The 19162-nt window shown below is 68.4% G+C and carries 16 protein-coding genes; all 16 read left to right on the top strand.

What is annotated here, in order from left to right; translation table 11 throughout:
• Positions 1-90 precede the first annotated feature (90 nt).
• The 16 genes from hslV (at position 91) to ftsA (ending at position 18997) form a co-directional block, all read left to right on the top strand.
• Positions 91-636, top strand: a complete 546-nt coding sequence (hslV, locus tag AC1RL8_RS21015; RefSeq protein WP_056508874.1) for an ATP-dependent protease subunit HslV — start codon at positions 91-93, stop codon at positions 634-636.
• Positions 637-638: 2 nt separating this feature from the next.
• A complete protein-coding gene (gene hslU / locus AC1RL8_RS21020; protein WP_492686301.1) occupies positions 639-1967 on the top strand; it encodes an ATP-dependent protease ATPase subunit HslU in 1329 nt (442 codons plus the stop codon).
• Positions 1968-2240: 273 nt separating this feature from the next.
• Positions 2241-2669, top strand: coding sequence for a division/cell wall cluster transcriptional repressor MraZ (gene mraZ, locus AC1RL8_RS21025; protein ID WP_056576192.1), 429 nt, complete (start codon positions 2241-2243; stop codon positions 2667-2669).
• Positions 2670-2677: 8 nt separating this feature from the next.
• A complete protein-coding gene (rsmH, locus tag AC1RL8_RS21030; protein ID WP_062474238.1) occupies positions 2678-3601 on the top strand; it encodes a 16S rRNA (cytosine(1402)-N(4))-methyltransferase RsmH in 924 nt (307 codons plus the stop codon).
• 2 nt (positions 3602-3603) lie between these two features.
• Positions 3604-3945 (top strand): cell division protein FtsL, encoded by a 342-nt coding sequence (ftsL, locus tag AC1RL8_RS21035; protein WP_062474236.1) that lies wholly within the window; start codon positions 3604-3606, stop codon positions 3943-3945.
• A complete protein-coding gene (locus AC1RL8_RS21040) occupies positions 3942-5696 on the top strand; it encodes a peptidoglycan D,D-transpeptidase FtsI family protein (protein ID WP_095743607.1) in 1755 nt (584 codons plus the stop codon). The genes ftsL and AC1RL8_RS21040 overlap by 4 nt, the downstream gene beginning before the upstream one ends.
• A gap of 1 nt (position 5697) precedes the next feature.
• The gene (locus tag AC1RL8_RS21045) at positions 5698-7254 is read left to right on the top strand and encodes a UDP-N-acetylmuramoyl-L-alanyl-D-glutamate--2,6-diaminopimelate ligase (RefSeq protein WP_492686300.1); all 1557 of its coding nucleotides are present in this window, start codon (positions 5698-5700) and stop codon (positions 7252-7254) included.
• A 5-nt stretch (positions 7255-7259) separates the two neighbouring features.
• Positions 7260-8702, top strand: a complete 1443-nt coding sequence (locus AC1RL8_RS21050) for a UDP-N-acetylmuramoyl-tripeptide--D-alanyl-D-alanine ligase (RefSeq protein ID WP_492686404.1) — start codon at positions 7260-7262, stop codon at positions 8700-8702.
• A 15-nt stretch (positions 8703-8717) separates the two neighbouring features.
• On the top strand, positions 8718-9896 hold the full coding sequence (gene mraY, locus AC1RL8_RS21055; protein WP_070060130.1) for a phospho-N-acetylmuramoyl-pentapeptide-transferase: 1179 nt from the start codon (positions 8718-8720) through the stop codon (positions 9894-9896).
• A gap of 10 nt (positions 9897-9906) precedes the next feature.
• Complete coding sequence (murD, locus tag AC1RL8_RS21060) at positions 9907-12174, top strand: UDP-N-acetylmuramoyl-L-alanine--D-glutamate ligase (RefSeq protein ID WP_492686299.1); 2268 nt, start codon at positions 9907-9909, stop codon at positions 12172-12174.
• Positions 12171-13466 (top strand): putative lipid II flippase FtsW, encoded by a 1296-nt coding sequence (gene ftsW / locus AC1RL8_RS21065; protein WP_062474228.1) that lies wholly within the window; start codon positions 12171-12173, stop codon positions 13464-13466. The genes murD and ftsW overlap by 4 nt, the downstream gene beginning before the upstream one ends.
• Complete coding sequence (gene murG / locus AC1RL8_RS21070; RefSeq protein ID WP_492686298.1) at positions 13463-14527, top strand: undecaprenyldiphospho-muramoylpentapeptide beta-N-acetylglucosaminyltransferase; 1065 nt, start codon at positions 13463-13465, stop codon at positions 14525-14527. Before ftsW ends, murG begins: the two co-directional genes overlap by 4 nt.
• Complete coding sequence (gene murC, locus AC1RL8_RS21075) at positions 14524-15987, top strand: UDP-N-acetylmuramate--L-alanine ligase (RefSeq protein ID WP_307695604.1); 1464 nt, start codon at positions 14524-14526, stop codon at positions 15985-15987. The genes murG and murC overlap by 4 nt, the downstream gene beginning before the upstream one ends.
• Positions 15984-16955 (top strand): D-alanine--D-alanine ligase, encoded by a 972-nt coding sequence (locus tag AC1RL8_RS21080; RefSeq protein ID WP_062474222.1) that lies wholly within the window; start codon positions 15984-15986, stop codon positions 16953-16955. The genes murC and AC1RL8_RS21080 overlap by 4 nt, the downstream gene beginning before the upstream one ends.
• Before the next feature lie 3 nt (positions 16956-16958).
• On the top strand, positions 16959-17747 hold the full coding sequence (locus tag AC1RL8_RS21085) for a cell division protein FtsQ/DivIB (RefSeq protein WP_062474220.1): 789 nt from the start codon (positions 16959-16961) through the stop codon (positions 17745-17747).
• Positions 17748-17767: 20 nt separating this feature from the next.
• A complete protein-coding gene (gene ftsA, locus AC1RL8_RS21090; protein WP_056575685.1) occupies positions 17768-18997 on the top strand; it encodes a cell division protein FtsA in 1230 nt (409 codons plus the stop codon).
• The last annotated feature ends 165 nt before the right edge of the window (positions 18998-19162 follow it).

Consider the following 19162-nt stretch of genomic DNA (forward strand, 5'->3'; position numbering starts at 1 on the left):
TTCCGCGGCCCCTGCGCGGCCGTGTTTTCCGCCAGCAGTTTGTCCGACCGCAAGGGTTGCATTGGCGGGGCCCATCCCCAGATGGCTGCGATGGAACAGTTTCACGGCACCACCATCGTGAGCGTGCGCCGCAAGACCCCCCAAGGCGATCAGGTCGCCATCGGCGGGGACGGGCAGGTCACTCTCGGCAACATCGTCATCAAGGGCACGGCGCGCAAGGTGCGGCGGCTCTATCACGGCAAGGTCCTGGCGGGTTTCGCCGGTGCCACAGCCGATGCCTTCACGCTCTTCGAGCGCTTCGAGGCCAAACTTGAAAAGCACCAGGGCCACCTGACCCGCGCGGCGGTCGAGCTCACCAAGGACTGGCGCACCGACCGCGTGCTGCGCAAGCTCGAAGCCATGCTGGCCGTGGCCGACGCCACGACTTCGCTCATCATCACCGGCAATGGCGACGTGTTGGAGCCTGAAGACGGCGTGATCGCCATCGGTTCGGGCGGCGCCTACGCCCAGTCGGCGGCCAAGGCGCTGATCGACAACACCGAGCTCTCGGCCGAGCAGATCGTGCGCAAATCGCTGGCGATCGCCGGAGAAATCTGCATTTACACGAACATGAACCACACGGTGGAAGCGCTCTGACCATGTCCATGACCCCCCAGGAAATCGTCTCCGAGCTGGACAACCACATCGTCGGCCAGCCCGCCGCCAAGCGCGCCGTGGCCATCGCGCTGCGCAACCGCTGGCGCCGCCAGAAGGTCGACGAGAAGCTGCGCCACGAGATCACGCCCAAGAACATCCTCATGATCGGCCCGACGGGCGTTGGCAAGACCGAGATCGCCCGCCGCCTGGCCCGCCTGGCCGACGCGCCGTTCATCAAGGTCGAGGCCACCAAGTTCACCGAGGTGGGCTACGTGGGCAAGGACGTCGACTCGATCATTCGCGACTTGGCCGAGATCGCCGTCAAGCAGACGCGCGAATCCGAAAGCGTGAAGGTGCGTGCGCGCGCCGAAGACGCGGCCGAGGAGCGCATCCTCGACGCGCTGCTGCCTCCGGCGCGTGGTGCCGATGGCGCTGCGCCCGCACTCGACAGCCCCAACCCGACGCGCCAGGCCTTCCGCAAGAAGCTGCGCGAGCACCAGCTCGACGACAAGGAGATCGAGCTCGACCTCGCCGAAACCCGCGCGCCGCTGGAGATCATGGGCCCGGCCGGCATGGAGGAAATGACCGAACAACTGCGCGGCATGTTCGGCCAGTTGGGCGGCGGCAAGCGCAAGACGCGCAAGCTCAAGATCGCCGAGGCGATGCGCCTCTTGATCGACGAGGAGGCCGCCAAGCTGGTCAATGAGGACGAGATCCGCGCGCAGGCCATCGCCAACGCCGAGCAGAACGGCATCGTGTTCATCGACGAGATCGACAAGGTCGCCACGCGCAGCGAAGCGCAGGGCTCCGACGTCTCGCGCCAGGGCGTGCAGCGCGACCTGCTGCCGCTGGTGGAGGGCACGGCCGTGTCGACCAAGTATGGCGTGGTGCGCACCGACCACATGCTGTTCATCGCGAGCGGCGCGTTCCACCTGAGCAAGCCGAGCGACCTCATTCCCGAGCTGCAGGGGCGCTTTCCGATCCGCGTCGAGCTGCAATCGCTCTCGGTGTCGGACTTCGAGAGCATCCTCACGCAGACCCGCGCCTCGCTCGTGAAGCAGTACCAGGCGCTGCTGGCCACCGAAGGCGTGACGCTCGACTTCGCGCCCGACGGCATCACCCGGCTGGCGGCCATCGCCTTCGAGGTGAACGAGCGCACCGAGAACATCGGCGCGCGCCGTTTGTCGACCGTGATGGAGCGCCTGCTCGATGAGGTAAGCTTCGATGCCACCCGCATCGAGGGCCAGACGGTCCGCATCGATGCCGCTTATGTCGACGAGCGCCTCGCGGCACTAAGTCACGACGAAGACCTTTCGCGCTTCATCCTCTGAAGCCGCCTCCCTCGGCCCCTGTAACGGGGTCGTCCTTCACGCATCACTTTCACTGCGTGAGCTAAGTACTTCATTTTCAACACAATTCGCCGATTTCCAGGTTTGGAAATCGGCGCTAAGTCGTTGATTCCATTACAAAAAATACCCCCGAGCCCCAGTTGCGTCGCAAGTGTTTCCTGCTACAGTGGAAAAAAGTGCAGTTAAGTGGGAAAAAGTGCGGGCAACGCCCCTTCCGGGTGTCGCGGCACCTCCCACCACAGGGGTTTCGTGGTCGTGTTTCAAGGCGCTTCATCGCTCAGTCTGGATGCCAAGGGGCGGCTCTCCGTGCCGACCCGGCATCGCGACGTCCTGAGCGCCACGGCAGGCGGCCAGCTCACGATCACCAAGCATCCGCACGGATGCCTGATGGTGTTCCCCCGTCCCGAATGGGAAAAATTCCGCGAACGCATTGCTGCGCTGCCGATGTCGGCACAGTGGTGGAAGCGCGTCTTCCTCGGTAACGCGATGGACGTCGAGATGGACGGCACCGGCCGCGTGCTGGTGTCGCCCGAGCTGCGCGCCGCCACCGGCATCAACCGCGAGACGCTGCTGCTGGGCATGGGCAACCATTTCGAACTCTGGGACAAGGCCACCTACGAGGCCAAGGAGGCCGAGGCCACCCAGGGCGAGATGCCGGATGTGTTTCAGGACTTCGCGTTCTGAGGAGCCCCGTGAACACCCCCCTGACCCACACGACCGTCTTGTTGAACGAGGCGGTGGAAGCCCTTCTTTCCGGCAGCGCGGCAGCCACGGGCACGTACGTGGACGCCACCTTCGGCCGCGGAGGACATGCGCGCGCCATCCTCGCGCGGCTGGCGCCGGAAGGCAGGCTCATCGCATTCGACAAGGATGCAGAAGCGGTGGCCGAAGCAGCGCGCATCTCGGATGCGCGTTTTTCTATCCGCCATCAGGGATTCCGCTCGCTGGGCGAATTGCCCGACGCCAGCGTCAACGGCTTGCTGATGGACCTAGGCGTGAGTTCGCCGCAGATCGACAACCCGGTGCGCGGTTTCAGTTTCCGTTTCGACGGTCCGCTCGACATGCGCATGGACACCACGCGCGGCGAGAGCGTGGCCGAATGGCTGGCAACGGCCGAACTTCAACAAATTGCAGAGGTGATCCGTGACTATGGCGAAGAACGGTTTGCTGTTCAGATTGCAAAGGCGATTGTTGCTCGCAGACAAGAACGGGGCGCAATTTCAACCACCACCGAACTGGCCGAGCTCGTGGCTGGCACGGTCAAAACCCGCGAGCAGGGCCAGAACCCTGCAACGCGCACATTTCAGGCTTTTCGGATTTTCATCAACGCCGAGCTTGAGGAGCTGCAACAAGCGCTAGAAGCCAGCCTGTCGGTGCTCGCGCCCGGCGGCCGGCTCGCGGTGATCAGCTTCCATTCGCTCGAAGACCGCATCGTCAAGCAGTTCATCGCCAAGCACTCGAAGGAGGTCTACGACCGCCGCGCGCCCTTCGCCGCGCCCAAGGTGATGAAGCTGCACGCGCTCGAGCGCATCAAGCCGTCCGAAGAAGAAGTGCGCGGCAACCCGCGCTCGCGCAGCGCCATCCTCCGGGTGGCCGAACGCACGGAGGCCGGGTAGCCATGGCGCGCATCAACCTGCTTCTCTTGCTGGCCGTCATTGCGACGGCTTTGTACCTTGTGCACACCCAGTACCAGTCGCGCCAGCTCTACACGGAGTTCGACCGCGCGCTGCAGGAGACGCGCAAGCTCGAAACCGAGCATGACCGCCTGCAGGTCGAGAAGCGCGCCCAGGCCACGCCGCTGCGCGTGGAGAAGCTGGCCAAGGAACAGCTGCAGATGCGCACGGCCTCGCCGGCCATCACGCAGTACGTGCGCCCCGACGGCTCGGTGATCCCGGCTGTCGCGCCGCTGCCGCCGACCACGCCGCCCAAGCCCGGCACCACCGCGAGGCCCGCCCGATGAGCCGCGGCAACCGCAGCGTGCGCTACACCACCAGCCCCTTGCTCGCGAGCAAGACGCCGGTGTGGCGCAGCAAGTTCATCGTCGCCGGCATCGCCTTCGGCTTCGTCATGCTGGCGGGGCGGGCCGCGTACGTGCAGGTCTTCAACAACAGCTTCTTCCAGCGCCAGGGCGAAGTGCGCTTCGCCCGCACGCTGGAGCTGCCGGCCAACCGCGGGCGCATCCTCGACCGCAACGGGCTCATCCTGGCGTCCAGCGTGGTGGCGCCCAGCATCTGGGCCATTCCCGAAGACGTGGAGCGCGACGACCCCGAGGTGCGCGCCAAGCTCAAGCAGGTGGCCAAGCTGCTCGGCATGCCGCAGAAGGACTTCGACAAGAAGCTCGAAGACGAAGACAAGACCTTCGTCTGGATCAAGCGCCAGGTCGACGAGCCCATCGCCAAGCAGATCGCGGCGCTCAACCTCAAGGGCATCTACCAGCGCAAGGAATACAAGCGCCAGTACCCCGAGGGCGAGGCGGCCGCGCACGTGGTGGGCTTCACCAACGTGGAAGACAACGGCCAGGAAGGCATCGAGCTGGCGTTCAACAAGGAACTGGCCGGCAAGGCCGGCTCGCGCCGTGTCATCAAGGACCGGCTGGGCCGCGTGGTCGAGGGCGTGGGCGAGCAGGTGCCGCCGGTCGAGGGCCGCGACATCCAGCTCAGCGTCGACAGCAAGGTGCAGTTCTTCGCCTACCAGAAGCTGCGCGACGCCGTCACCGCGCGCCGTGCCAAGGCCGGCAGCGTGGTGGTGCTCGACAGCACCACCGGCGAGGTGCTGGCGCTGGCCAACTACCCGAGCTACGTGCCCGACAAGCGCCAGAACCTCACCGGCGAGCAGCTGCGCAACCGCGCGCTCACCGACACCTTCGAGCCCGGCTCGACCATGAAGCCCATCACCGTGGCGATGGCGCTGGAGGCCGGCCGCGTGAAGCCCTCCACCATCATCGACACCGCGCCCGGGCGCTACCAGCTGGGCGGCTTCACCATCAGCGACACCCACAACTACGGCTCGCTGACCGTGGAGGGCGTGATCCAGAAGTCGAGCAACGTGGGCGCGCTCAAGATCGCCCAGAAGATGACGCCCCACGAGATGTGGGACACCTACACCGCGCTGGGCTACGGCCAGAAGCCGCAGATCCAGTTCCCCGGCGCCGTGACGGGCCGGCTGCGTCCGTGGAAGACCTGGAAGCCGGTCGAGCAGGCCACCATGGCCTACGGCTACGGCCTGTCGGCGTCGCTGTTCCAGATGGCGCATTCGTACACCTCGTTCGCGCACGACGGCTCCATCATTCCGGTCACCATTTTGAAGAACACCGAGCCGCCGGTCGGCGTGCGCGTGTTCTCGCCCTCCAACGCGCTTGCGGTGCGCAAGATGCTGCAGATGGCCGCCGGCCCGGGCGGCACCGGCACGCGCGCGCAAACTGTGGGCTACTCGGTCGGCGGCAAGTCGGGCACGGCCCACAAGCAGGTCGGCAAGGGCTACGCCAGCAACAAGTACCGTGCCTGGTTCACCGGCATGGCGCCCATCGAGAAGCCGCGCATCATCGTCGCGGTGATGATCGACGAGCCGACCGACGGCCAGTATTTCGGCGGCCTCGCCGCGGCGCCGGTGTTCAGCGAAGTCGTGCAGCAGACCCTGCGCATGATGAACGTCCCGCCCGATCTGGCGGTCAAACCCCTCGTGCAGACGCAAGACGTCCCCGAGAGCTTCTGACATGCTGACACTCACTTCCCCCACCACGGCCGCGTTCTGGCTCAAGGAGCGCGTGCAGGGCGCGCTGCAGGCCGACAGCCGCGCGGTCGCCCCGGGCGATGCCTTCATCGCCTGGCCCGGTGCCGCCACCGACGGCCGCCAGCACGTGGCGGCCGCGCTGGCGCAGGGCGCCGTGGCCTGCCTGGTCGAGCACGAGGGCGTGGACGCCTTCGGCTTCGACGGCGACGAACGCATCGTGAGCTACCCCGGCCTCAAGGCCGCCACCGGCCCGGTCGCCGCCGCCTTCTACGACAACCCCTCGGCCCAGCTCGACCTGCTGGCCGTGACCGGCACCAACGGCAAGACCTCCACCGCGTGGTGGCTGGCCGAATCGCTGTCCACGCTGCGCGCGGCCGGCGGCGTGCGCGCCATGCGCCCCGACGGCACCACCGAGCGCGGCGCTCCGTCGCCCTGCGCCGTGGTGGGGACGCTGGGCATCGGCGTGCCGCCCGAGCTCACCTACACCGGCCTGACCACGCCCGATCCCGTGATGCTGCAGCGCGCGCTGCGCGACTTCGTCACCGAAGGCTTCGGCGCCTGCGCGATCGAGGCTTCGTCGATCGGCATTGCCGAGCGCCGGCTCGACGGTTGCCGCATCGCGGTCGCCGTGTTCACCAATTTCACGCAGGACCACCTCGACTACCACGGCAGCATGGACGCCTACTGGCAGGCCAAGGCCGAGCTGTTCCGCTGGCCCGGCCTGCGCGCCGCGGTGATCAACATCGACGACATGCACGGCGCCAGCCTGTGCGCCAACCTGCTCGACGCCGGCATCGGCGCACTCGACGTCTGGACCGTCTCGGCCGGCGGCAAGCCCGCACGGCTGGTGGCGCGCGACATCGGCTACGACGCGCAGGGCCTGCAGTTCACCGTGGCCGAGCACGGCAGCACGGCACCGGCCGAACGGCTCGCGACCGGGCTCATCGGCCAGTACAACGTCGCCAACCTGCTCGGCGTGCTCGGCACCCTGCGCGCGCTGGGCCTGACGCTCGCCCAGGCCGTGGCCGCCTGCGCCCACCTCAGCAGCGTGCCGGGCCGCATGGACCGCGTGCAGCCGACCGACGGCGCGCCGCTGGCCGTGGTCGACTACGCCCACACGCCCGACGCACTCGACAAGGCCCTCGCCGGCCTGCGCCCGCTGGCCAAGCAACGCGGCGGCGCGCTGTGGTGCGTGTTCGGCTGCGGCGGCAACCGCGACCCGATCAAGCGCCCGTTGATGGCGGCCGTCGCCGAGCGGCAGGCCGACCATGTGGTGCTCACCAGCGACAACCCGCGCAACGAGAACCCCGACGCGATCATCAGCCAGGCGCTGCGCGGCTTCACGCGCGTCGAGGCGGCCCGCGTGCAGGTCGACCGTGCGCGCGCCATCGCCGAAACCATTGCCCAGGCGGCCCCACAAGACGTGGTGCTGATCGCCGGCAAGGGCCACGAAGAGTGGCAGGAGATCGCCGGCCAGCGCCTGCCGTTCTCCGACAAGACCCACGCGCTCGACGCGCTCGCAAAGCGGGGTGCCGCATGACCGCCATGGCCACGCCCGTCTCTACGCCGCTCAACCTGACGTTGGCGCAGGCGCAGCAATGGGTGCCGGGTTCGCGACTCGTGGGTGATCCGGCCACCGTGATCGCCCGCGTCCACACCGACACCCGCACCCTGGCTGCTGGCGACCTGTTCGTCGCGCTCAAGGGCGAGCGCTTCGATGCCAACGACTTCCTGGCCGACGCGAAGAAGCAGGGCGCGGTGGCCGCCATTGCGCACGGCGGCCTCGAAGCCGCGGGGCTTGCCGGCCTCGAGGTGCCCGATTCGCTCATCGCGCTCGGTGCGCTGGGCGCCGGCTGGCGCGCGCAGTTCCAGCTGCCGCTGATCGCCGTCACCGGCAGCAACGGCAAGACCACGGTCACGCAGATGATCGCGGCCGTGCTCGCGGCCTTCCGCGCCGACCGCGCGCTGGCCACGGCCGGCAACTTCAACAACGAGATCGGCGTGCCGCTCACGCTGCTGCGCCTGCGCGCGCAGCACCAACTGGCAGTGCTCGAACTGGGCATGAACCACCCGGGCGAGATCGCGCGGCTGGCCGCCATGTCGCGCCCGACCATCGCGCTGGTCAACAACGCGCAGCGCGAGCACCAGGAGTTCATGGCCAGCGTCGAGGCGGTCGCCATCGAGAACGCAGCCGTGTTCGCCGAACTGCCCGACGACGGCACGGCCGTGTTCCCCTACGGCGACACCTTCACTTCGCTGTGGACCGACCTGGCACGCCAGAGCGGTTCGCGTCGCTGCCTGACCTTCGGCGAGCACGCCGACGCCGACATCTCGCTCGACAGCGCCGAATGGCAGCAGGGCGCCTGGCGCGTGCGCGTGCGCACGCCGCTGGGCGCCTTCGACGCGCGCCTGCACATCGCGGGCCGCCACAACGTGGGCAACGCGCTTGCCGCCACCGCCTGCGCGCTGGCGGCCGGCGTGTCGCTCGACACCATCGCCGCGGGCCTGTCGGCCTTCGAGCCGGTCAAGGGCCGTTCGCGCGCCAGCGAGGTCGTGCTGCCCGGCGGGCACGCGCTCACGCTGGTCGACGACAGCTACAACGCCAACCCCGATTCCGTGATTGCCGCCATCGACGTGCTCACCGGCCTGCCCGCCCCGCGCCTGCTGGTGCTCGGCGAGATGGGCGAGGTCGGCGGCCGCTCGCCGGAATTCCACGCCGAGGTCGGCGCCTGGGCGCGCCAGCGCGGCCTCGACGCCGTCTACACGCTGGGCGGCGAGACCGTGCATGCGGCGACGGCTTTCAACAACAACAACGATGGTGTCGATGGACGCCATTTCGACGATTTCGACACGCTCCGCGCGGCCGTGCTCGCCCGCCTGCCGCAGCTGGGCAGCGTGCTGGTCAAGGGGTCGCGCTTCATGAAGATGGAGCGCGTGGTGCAGGCGATCGAAGCACAACAACAAAAGGAGGCCGGTCATGACGCATGAGCCGCGCAACACACCATGCTGATGTCCCTGGCCCAATGGCTGCAGACGCTGTCGCCCGAGTTCGGGTTCTTGCGCGTTTTCAACTACCTCACGTTCCGCGCCCTGATGGCCGCGCTGACCGCGCTCGTCGTCGGCCTGGTGGCCGGCCCGTACGTCATTCGTCGCCTCGCCGCGCTCAAGATCGGCCAGCCGATCCGCGGCTACGGCATGGAAACGCACCTGACCAAGAGCGGCACGCCCACCATGGGCGGCGTGCTCGTGCTGTTCGCCATTGCGTTCGCCACCTTGCTGTGGTTCGACCTCTCGAACCGCTTCGTGTGGATCGTGCTGTGGGTCACGATGGGCTTCGGCGCCATCGGCTGGGTGGACGACTGGCGCAAGGTGGTGCGCAAGGACCCCGAGGGCATGCGCTCGCGCGAGAAGTATTTCTGGCAATCGCTGGTCGGCCTGCTCGCGGGCTTCTACCTGCTGTTCAGCATTTCCGAGAGCTCCAACTGGCGCGTGCTCGAGCTGTTCTACGCCTGGGTGCGCTCGGGCTTCGACCTCGACTTTCCGCCCAAGATCAACCTGCTGGTGCCGTTCTTCAAGGAAGTCAGCTACCCGCTGGGCGGCATCGGCTTCGTGATCCTCACCTACCTGGTGATCGTGGGCGCGAGCAACGCCGTCAACCTCACCGACGGCCTGGACGGCCTGGCGATCATGCCGGTGGTGATGGTGGGCTCGGCGCTGGGCGTGTTCGCCTACGTCACGGGCAGCGCGGTGTACTCCAAGTACCTGCTGTTCCCCAACATCCCCGGCTCGGGCGAGCTGCTGGTGTTCTGCTCGGCCATGGCCGGCGCGGGGCTCGCGTTCCTCTGGTTCAACACCCATCCGGCGCAGGTCTTCATGGGCGACGTGGGCGCGCTCGCGCTGGGCGGCGCGCTGGGCACCATCGCGGTCATCGTGCGCCAGGAGATCGTGTTCTTCATCATGGGCGGCATCTTCGTGGTCGAGGCGATCTCGGTGATGGCCCAGGTCATGTACTTCAAGTACACGAAGAAGCGTTATGGCGAAGGCCGGCGCGTGCTCAAGATGGCGCCGCTGCACCACCACTTCGAGAAGAGCGGCTGGCGCGAGACGCAGGTCGTCGTGCGCTTCTGGATCATCACGATGCTGCTGTGCCTCATCGGCCTGTCGACGCTGAAGCTGCGGTAACAAGAAAACCATGCGGCACCTGAAAGACCTCCCCGTTCTCATCCTCGGCCTCGGCGCGTCCGGGCTGGCGATGGCGCGCTGGTGCGCGCGCCACGGCGCGGTCGTGACTGTGGCCGACACGCGTGAGGCGCCCGCCTCGCTCGCGACGCTGCAGGCCGAGCTGCCTGATGCCACTTTCATCGGCGGGCCGTTCACGGCCGCGCTGGTCGAAGGCACGCCGATCCGCGCCGTGTACCGCTCGCCGGGCCTGTCGCCCGCGACGCTGGCGCCGGTCGTCGACGCCGCCAAGGCCGTGGGTCTCGTGGTCGGCGGCGAGCTGGACCTGTTCGCGCGCGCGCTGCTCGATCTGCAGACGGTCGAGGTGCCGGTGGTGGAAGCCGAAGCTGAAGTGCCGGTCGAAACCGCCGTGGTCGAGCCTGTCGTTGAAACGCCGGCCCAGGCCGAACTGGCCTTGAGCGAAGGAGTCCCTGTGGCGGAGGCTGCGGTGGCCGAAACGCCGGAAGTGCCTGCGCCGGAGGCTGCTGCGGTTGTCGAAGGCGAGCCCGAAGCGGCCGCGCCCGTCGAAGCTGTTGAGGCGACCGAGGCGGTTGCACCCACGGAGGCCGTGGCCGCTGAGTCGACCGAAGCCGCACTGCCAGTCGATGCGACTGCCGCAGAAGCCGAACCCGCCGCTCCCGTCGAACCGACCGAAGCCACCGAACCCACACCGCCCGCCATGGCCGAAGCCATGCCGCGCGATGCATCGCTGAGCGTGCTGGTGACGCCGCCCACCGAAGACGTCGTCGCCGAAGGCGTCACGACGGAAGACGGCGCAGCACCAGCCGCCATCGAGACGCCCGCCGTGTCGCCCGCGCCCGCCGCCACCGTCTCCCGCCTGCCCACCCCCGGCAAGCCCTACGTGCCCACCGCGGCGCGCGAGGCCGCCGAGTTCGTCGCCAAGATCGCCGAGCTGTCCGCCACCAACCCGGCGTCGGCCGCGGTCGAGGAAGAGGCCACGCCGCAGCTCGAACTCGTGCCCGAACCCGAGCCCGAAGCGCCCAAGGGCTACACGCCAGCCGTGCTCGCCATCACCGGCACCAACGGCAAGACCACCGTCACCTCGCTCACCGGCCAGCTGGTCGAGCGTGCGGGCAAGACCGTGGCCGTGGCCGGCAACATCGGCCCGACGCTGCTCGACACGCTGGCCGCGCACCTCGACGCCGGCACGCTGCCCGATGTGTGGGTGCTCGAACTCTCGAGCTTCCAGCTCGACGGCGTGCAGGGCTTCGAGCCCACGGCGGCGACCGTGCTCAACCTCACGCAGGACCACCTCGACTGGCATGGCGACATGCCGGCCTACGCGGCCGCGAAGGCGCGCATCTTCGGCGCCAAGGGCCTGATGATCCTGAACCGCGACGACGCCGGCGTGATGGCCATGCTGCCGCCGCCGGTCAAGGTGCGGCTGCAGCGTCCGCAGATCCGCACCCACGTCACCTTCGGCGGTGCGATGCCGCTGCGCCCGGGCGACTACGGCATCGAGCGCATCAACGGCGTGGCCTGGCTGGTGCGTGCGCTGGAAGCCGACGAAACGCAAAAGCGCAAGCGCGGCGCGGTGGTGGAAGAAGAGATCTTCTTCCAGCGCCTCATGCCCGCCGACGCGCTGCGCATCCGCGGCCGTCACAACGCCATGAACGCGCTGGCGGCGCTTGCGCTCGCCAGTGCCGCCGACTGCCCGCTGGGCCCGATGCTGTACGGCCTGCGCGAGTACCGCGGCGAGCCGCACCGCGTCGAGCCCATCGCCATCGTGGACGAGGTCGAGTTCTTCGACGACAGCAAGGGCACCAATGTCGGCGCCACCGTGGCCGCACTGAGCGGCCTCGGCGAAGAGCGCCGCGTGGTCGTGATCCTCGGTGGCGAAGGCAAGGGCCAGGACTTCGAGCCGCTGGCCGACCCCGTGCGCCAATACGCGCGCGCCGTCGTGCTCATCGGCCGCGACGCCCCGTTGATCGAGGCCGCGCTGGCTTCCACCGGCGTCTCGCTGAAGCACGCGGGTTCGATGGAAGAGGCCGTGAAGCTTGCCGCCGCGCGCGCCCACCCCGGCGATGCCGTGCTGCTGTCACCGGCCTGTGCGAGCTTCGACATGTTCAAGGACTACGCGCACCGCGCCGAGGTGTTCTGCGAGGCCGTGGAGGCTTACGCCGACAGCCCGCGCGAGGCCGTGGGTGGCGACGACGCCGTGGTGTCGTACGCGCCGCAAGCTTCGCTGTCCACCGCCGGATCGATGGAGGACCCGATTTGAACTCCGCAGCCGCAGGCCAGGAAACCAGCACCGGCAGCCGTTTCGGCGGCTGGTTCCGGCGCGCCCGCAGCGGCATGGATTCGCTGCCCGTGCACCTGCCCGTGCGGCTGGGCGGCGCCGGCGTCGCGCAGACCAAGGCCACGCCGATGCGCGTGCTGGGCTTCGACCAGGCGCTGGTCTGGGTCACGGTCGCGCTGATGACCTGGGGCCTGATCATGGTGTATTCGGCCTCGATCGCGCTGCCCGACAACCCGCGCTTCGCGCGCGCCGGCTACAGCGCCTCGTACTTCCTCACGCGGCATGCGGCCTCGCTGGTCATCGCCTTCATCGCCGCGCTGCTGACCTTCCAGGTCCCCATGAAGACCTGGGAGCGCGCCGCGCCCTGGCTCTTCGTGGCTTCGTTGCTGCTGCTGGTGGCGGTGCTCATTCCGCACATCGGCATCAACGTGAACGGCGCGCGCCGCTGGCTGCCGATGGGCTTCATGCGCTTCCAGCCGTCGGAGCTGGCCAAGTTCGCGATGGTGCTCTATGCCGCCAGCTACATGGTGCGCAAGATGGAGATCAAGGAACGGTTCTTCCGCGCCGTGCTGCCGATGGGCATCGCGGTGGTGGTGGTCGGCATGCTGGTGATGGCTGAGCCCGACATGGGCGCCTTCATGGTGATCGCCGTGATCGCCATGGGCATCCTGTTCCTGGGCGGCGTGAACGCGCGCATGTTCTTCGTGATCGCGACGCTGGTGGTGGTGGCCTTCGGCTCCATCGTGGCGAGCAGCCCGTGGCGCCGCGAGCGCATCTTTGCGTACCTCGATCCGTGGAGCGAAGAGCACGCGCTGGGCAAGGGCTACCAGCTGTCGCATTCGCTGATCGCCATCGGGCGCGGCGAGGTCTTCGGCGTGGGCCTGGGCGGCAGCGTCGAGAAGCTGCACTGGCTGCCCGAGGCGCACACCGACTTCCTGCTGGCCGTGATCGGTGAAGAGTTCGGCCTCATCGGCGTGCTGCTGATCATCGGCCTGTTCCTGTGGCTCACGCGCCGCATCATGCACATCGGCCGCCAGGCGATCGCGCTCGACCGCGTGTTCTCGGGCCTCGTGGCCCAGGGCGTGGGCGTGTGGATCGGCTTCCAGGCCTTCATCAACATGGGCGTGAACCTTGGCGCGCTGCCGACCAAGGGCCTGACCTTGCCGCTGATGAGCTTCGGCGGCTCGGCGATCTTGATGAACCTCGTGGCGCTGGCCGTGGTGCTGCGCATCGACTATGAGAACCGCGTGCTCATGCGGGGAGGTCGCGTATGACCGGCCGTACGGCACTCGTCATGGCCGGCGGTACGGGAGGCCACATCTTTCCGGGTCTCGCAGTGGCCGAGGCCCTGCGCGAGCGCGGCTGGCGCGTGCACTGGCTGGGCGCGCCCGGCAGCATGGAAGAAAAGCTCGTGCCCCCGCGCGGCTTCGCCTTCGAGCCGGTGCAGTTCGGCGGCGTGCGCGGCAAGGGTCCGCTCACGCTGTTCCTGCTGCCGCTGAAGCTGCTGCGCGCCTTCTGGCAGAGCCTGGCCGTGGTGCGCCGCGTGAAGCCCGACGTGCTCGTGGGCCTGGGCGGCTACATCACCTTCCCGGGCGGAATGATGGGCGTGCTGATGGGCAAGCCGCTGGTGCTGCACGAGCAGAACTCGGTCGCCGGCCTCGCCAACAAGGTGCTGGCGGGCGTGGCCGACCGCGTGTTCACGGCCTTCCCGAACGTGCTGAAGAAGGCGCAGTGGGTGGGCAATCCGCTGCGCGCGGCGTTCACGTCGCAGCCCGATCCGGCCACGCGCTTCGCGGGCCGCACGGGTCCGCTCAAGTTGCTGGTGGTCGGCGGCAGCCTGGGCGCGCGTGCGCTCAACGCCGTGGTGCCGCAGGCGCTGGCACGCATCGCGCTCGACGTTCGCCCGCAGGTGCTGCACCAGAGCGGCGCCAAGCAGATCGACGAGTTGCGCGCCAACTATGCGGCGGCCGGCGTCGAGGGCGAGCTCACACCCTTCATCGACGACACCGCGCAGGCGTACGCCGAGGCCGACCTCATCGTCGCGCGCGCCGGCGCCAGCACTGTCACCGAAATCGCGGCCGTCGGCGCAGCAGCGCTGTTCGTGCCTTTCCCCTCGGCGGTCGACGACCACCAGACCACCAACGCGCGCTTCCTCGTGGACGCGGGCGGCGGCTGGCTGGTGCAACAGACCGACCTCACCCCTGAATTGCTGGCTGATTTGCTACAGAAAACCGAACGCGCGATCTTGATCGACCGGGCCACCAAGGCCAAGACCCTGCAGAAGACCGAAGCAGTGGACGCGGTTGTCCGCGCCTGCGAGGAGCTTGCGAAATGAAGCACGCGATCCGTCACATCCACTTCGTCGGCGTCGGCGGCTCGGGCATGAGCGGCATCGCCGAGGTGCTGCTGAACCTGGGCTACCGGATCACCGGCTCCGACCTGTCCGACAGCGCCACGCTGCGCCGTCTCGCGGGCCTGGGCATCGGCACCTTCGTAGGCCATGCCGCCGCGCACATCGACGGCGCCGATGCGGTCGTCACCTCCACCGCCGTGCAGTCGGACAACCCCGAGGTGCTGGCCGCGCGCGAAAAGCGCATTCCGGTCGTGCCACGCGCGCTGATGCTCGCCGAGCTGATGCGCCTGAAGCAGGGCATCGCCATCGCCGGCACGCACGGCAAGACCACCACCACCAGCCTGGCCGCGAGCGTGCTCGAGGCCGCTGGGCTCGACCCGACCTTCGTGATCGGCGGGCGCCTGAACAGCGCCGGCGCCAACGCGCAGCTGGGCAGCGGCGACTACATCGTGGTCGAGGCCGACGAGTCGGACGCCTCGTTCCTGAACCTGCTGCCCGTGATGGCGGTGGTCACGAACATCGACGCCGACCACATGGAGACCTACGGGCACGACTTCGCCAAGCTGAAGAAGGCCTTCGTCGATTTCCTGCACCGCATGCCGTTCTACGGCGTGGCCATCCTGTGCACCGACGATCCGGCGGTGCGCGAGATCGTGGCCGACGTGACCTGCCCGGTCACCAGCTACGGCTTCGGCGAGGACGCCCAGGTGCGCGCCATCGACGTGCGCGCCGTCGGCGGCCAGATGCATTTCACCGCGCAGCGCCGCAACGGCGTGACGCTGCCCGACCTGCCCATCGTGCTGAACCTGCCGGGCGAGCACAACGTGCGCAACGCGCTGTCGGTGATCGCCATGGCGGTCGAGCTCGGCATTGCCGACGAAGCGGTGCAGCGCGGCCTGGCCGGCTTCAAGGGCGTGGGCCGCCGTTTCCAGAGCTACGGCGACGTGGCCGTGCCGAACGACACGGCGGGCGGGCGCTTCACCGTCATCGACGACTACGGCCATCACCCGGTCGAGATGGCGGCCACCATCGCGGCCGCGCGCGGCGCCTTCCCGGGGCGCCGGCTTGTGCTGGCCTTCCAGCCGCACCGCTACACCCGCACGCGCGACTGCTTCGAGGACTTCGTGAAGGTCATCGGCACGGCCGATTCGGTGCTGCTGGGCGAGGTCTATGCCGCGGGCGAGGCGCCCATCGTGGCCGCCGACGGCCGCACGCTGGCGCGCGCGCTGCGCGTGGCCGGCAAGGTCGAGCCGGTGTTCGTGGACGACATCGTCGCCATGCCGCAGGCCATCCTGGACAACGCCCGCGCGGGCGACGTGGTGTTGTGCATGGGCGCGGGCTCCATCGGCGCGGTGCCGGGCAAGGTGGTCGAACTCGGCACGCCGCCCGCACCCTCATCAACAACTTCAGAGCGCACTGCGCGCAAGGGGAGGGCCGCGTGAGCCTTCAGGATCCACAACTTTTCGGCAAGGTGGCCGTGCTGTTCGGCGGCAGTTCCGCCGAACGCGAGGTGTCGCTGATGTCTGGCGCCGGCGTGCTGCAGGCCCTGCGTTCGCGCGGCGTCGACGCGCATGCCTTCGACCCGTCGGAGCGCGAGCTGACCGACCTGAAGCGCGAAGGCTTCGCACGCTGCTTTGTCGCGCTGCATGGTCGCCACGGCGAAGACGGCACCGTGCAGGGCGCGCTCGAGCTGCTCGGCATTCCCTACACCGGCTCGGGCGTGATGGCCTCGAGCGTGGCGATGGACAAGGTCATGACCAAGCGCATCTGGCAGGCCGACGGCCTGCCCACGCCCAAGTACGTGCGCCTGGCCTTCGACCAGCAAAGCCGCGAGCAGATCATGGTGGTGCCCGACGTGCTCGGCCTGCCGCTGATCGTGAAGCCGCCGCGCGAGGGCTCGTCCATCGGCGTGACCAAGGTCGAGGGCTACTCGCAGATGCAGGACGCCGTCGCGCTGTCGGCGAAGTTCGACGCCGACGTGCTGTGCGAGGAGTTCATCGACGGCGAGGAAGTCACCTGCGCCGTGCTCGGCCAGGGCCTGGACGCGCGCGCGCTGCCGGTGGTGCGCATCGCTGCGCCTGAGGGCGCCTACGACTACCAGAACAAGTACTTCACCGACGACGTGAAGTACCAGTGCCCGAGCGGCCTGCCCGAAGCCGAGGAACGCGAGATCCAGCGCATCACGCTGGCCGCGTACCACACGCTCGGCTGCCGCGGCTGGGGCCGCGCCGACGTGATGATCCGCGCCAGCGACCGCAAGCCCTTCCTGCTCGAGATGAACACCTCGCCCGGCATGACCAGCCATTCGCTGGTGCCGATGTCGGCGCGCGCGGCGGGCATTCCCTACGAAGAGCTGTGCGTGCGCGTGCTCGCGTCCGCATCGCTGGATGCCAAGGGAGGCGCGAACTAAGCCATGGCCGACAGCATCCCCGCTCCCTTCGACGTCAAGCTGATGAACATCGTCGCGAACGTTGCGTTCGTGCTGGTGGCGCTCATGCTGCTGGCGGCGAGCGCGTGGTGGGTGCTGCGCCAGCCTTTCTTCCCGATCTCGGGCATCAAGGTGGACGGCGAGGTCACGCACAACAACGCGGTCACGCTGCGTGCCAACGTGGCGCCGCAGCTCAAGGGCAACTTCTTCACCATCGACCTGGCGCGTGCGCGCACCGCCTTCGAGACGGTGCCGTGGGTGCGCAGCGCGGTGGTGCGGCGCGAGTTCCCGAACAAGCTGCGCGTGACGCTGACCGAGCAGGTGCCGGTGGCGGTGTGGGGCGACGAGGCCGGCTCCAAGCTGATCAACGGCTTCGGCGACGTGTTCGAGGCCAACGTGGCCGAGGTCGACGCCGACCTGCCGCGCCTGGACGGACCGATCGAGCAGGCCGGGCAGGTGCTGGGCATGTACCGCGTGCTCGCGCCGATGTTCGAGCCCTACGACTTCGACATTGCCGAGCTGCGGCTGTCCAGCCGCGGCAGCTGGAAGGTGCTGCTGGACAGCGGGGCCGAGATCGAGCTCGGCCGCGGCCAGAGCGACGAGGTGTCGGCGCGCCTGCAGCGGTTCCTGAAGACCGTGACGCAGGTCGCGGGCCAGTACCGCCGCACGGTGGCCGACGTCGAACGCGCCGATCTGCGCCACAACGACGCGTATGCCCTGCGGCTGCGCGGCGTCACCACGGTCTCGCCCGAGGCCCCAAGAAAAATCAAGTAGCGAATACCGAGGACATCTACATGCCCAAAGAATACAAAGACCTGGTCGTAGGCCTGGACATCGGAACCGCCAAGGTGATGGTGGTCGTGGCCGAGGTGCTGCAAGGCGGCGAGCTCAAGCTGGCCGGCCTGGGCATCGCGCCCAGCAACGGCCTCAAGCGCGGCGTCGTGGTGAACATCGACGCCACCGTGCAGAGCATCCAGCAGGCGCTGAAAGAAGCCGAGCTGATGGCCGACTGCAAGATCAGCCGCGTCTACACCGGCATCACCGGCAGCCACATCCGCGGCATCAATTCGAGCGGCATGGTGGCGGTGAAGGACAAGGAAGTCACGCCCGCCGACGTGGCCCGCGTGGTCGAGACGGCGCGCGCCATCAACATCTCGAGCGACCAGCGCCTGTTGCTGGTGGAACCGCAGGAGTTCGTGATCGACGGCCAGGACGTGAAGGAGCCGATCGGCATGAGCGGCATGCGCCTGGAGGCCAAGGTGCACATCGTGACCGGCGCGCAGAGCGCGGCCGAGAACATCATCAAGTGCGTGCGCCGCTGCGGCCTGGAGGTCGACCAGCTGATGCTCAACCCGCTGGCCTCCAGCCAGGCGGTGCTCACCGAAGACGAGCGCGAACTGGGCGTGGTGCTGGTCGACATCGGCGCGGGCACCACCGACGTGGCGATCTTCACCAATGGCGCGATCCGCCACACGGCCGTGATCCCGATCGCGGGCGACCTCATCACGAGCGACATCGCGATGGCCCTGCGCACGCCCACCAAGGACGCGGAGGACATCAAGGTCGAGCACGGCTATGCCAAGCAGCTGCTGGCCGATCCTGAATCGCAGGTCGAAGTCCCCGGCCTTGGCGATCGCGGCCCGCGCATGTTGAGCAAGCAGGCGCTTGCCGGCGTGATCGAGCCGCGCATCGAAGAAATCTTCTCGCTGGTGCAGCAGGTGGTGCGCGAGTCGGGCTACGAGGAAGTGCTGTCGTCGGGCGTGGTGCTCACGGGCGGCAGCGCCGTCATGCCCGGCATGGTCGAGCTCGGTGAAGACATCTTCCTCAAGCCCGTGCGTCGCGGCATTCCGAAGTACTCGAGCGCGCTGTCGGACATGGTGGCGCAGCCGCGCGCGGCCACCGTGATGGGCCTGCTCGAGGAGGCACGTTTTGCACGCATGCGTGGCTTCAAGGTCGCACAGAAGAACGGGTCCGTAAAGACTGCGTTCGGACGTTTCAAGGACTTCATCGTGGGGAACTTCTGACCATGAACCACTCCCCACTCTGGCTCGCACGCGCGGGCCCTCCGCTGCATTTCAACGAGCGATGGCGACGCACCGGTCCACCATCGCGACGGCGATCCCGTTGATCACGTCACGGCAAAAGAAATATTCATAGACACATAACGGCAACTGCAATATTCAAGGAGT

This window comes from Variovorax sp. GW822-FHT04E09, assembly GCF_058800845.1.